General features: G+C 73.7%; 1 protein-coding gene. It reads left to right on the top strand.

All coding sequences use genetic code 11. From position 1 onward, the window contains the following. On the top strand, positions 1-1,020 hold a 1,020-nt coding region (locus H5J29_RS34045; RefSeq protein WP_181784959.1), incomplete at both ends, for an AfsR/SARP family transcriptional regulator.

Below are 1,020 nucleotides of genomic sequence, written 5' to 3'. Positions count from 1 at the left end.
CGGGGTGGAACGGCGCGCCATCGGCGAGTGGGCGCGGCTGGTCATGGGGCTGGCCATGCTCGAACTGGACCGCAGGCGAGACGCCGTCGACGTGCTCGGGCCCGCCGTGGAGTCGATGCTGCACTCGCGCAGACACCTGATCGCGGCCGCGGCCGGGTACGCGCTCGCCGAGGCGCGCCTGCGGCTGGACGACGAGGTGGGCGCCCGCGCCGTCCTCGCGGACGTGCGCAGCCGGATCGGCGCCCTGGGCAGCTCGTACTGGGCGGACGAGGCGCTGGAGCGCTGCTATCGGCTGCGCTCGGGCGACCTGCTGAACCTCGCCACCGCGCAGGAGGCCGGAGCACCCGCGGCGACGACCGCCGAACGGCTGCCCGAGCGGGTCGAGCTCCAGCCCTTCCGGGAGCCGCCCGGCATCGTCGTGGACGGTGTCGAGTCGACGGCGCGGCGGATGAAGGTCGTGGAGCTCATCGCCGATCTCGCCCAGCACCCCGAGGGGATCGAGCGCAGCAGGCTGCAGGAGCGGCTGTTCCCCGAGGTCGGGCGCAGCCGCGGCGGCAACCACTTCCGGCAGATCATCTTCCGGCTGCGCGAGCTGACCGGCGTCCGCCTGGAACGAAGCGACACCACCGTGTCGTGGCCGTCCGCGGTGCAGCTCGTGTCCGAGGACGAGGCGTTCGAACGAGCCGCGGTGGCCGCGCGCGGCATCCGCGAGCCGAAACCGGCGGACGTGGCGGCACTGCGATCGGCGGTGGACCTCGCGCCGGGTGTCTACCTGCCGGGCAGCGACCTGGCGTGGGTCGAGCAGCGCCGGGTGTACCTGTCGGTGCTGCACGAGGAGGCCGTCAGCACGCTGCTGTGGTGGGCGGTCGAGGCCTCGGACGTGGACATGGTGCGGCACTACGCCTCCCGGGCGCTGGAGAGCAACCCGTTCAGCGAGGAGATCTACGGGCTGCTCATGCGCGCCGAGCACCTCGGCGGGAACCGGGTCGCGGCCATGGCCGTGTACCGCCGCGCCCACTC

Source organism: Pseudonocardia pini, from assembly GCF_013870575.1.
GTDB lineage: Bacteria > Actinomycetota > Actinomycetes > Mycobacteriales > Pseudonocardiaceae > Pseudonocardia > Pseudonocardia pini.
This window is presented reverse-complemented; position numbering and strand designations above follow the sequence as displayed.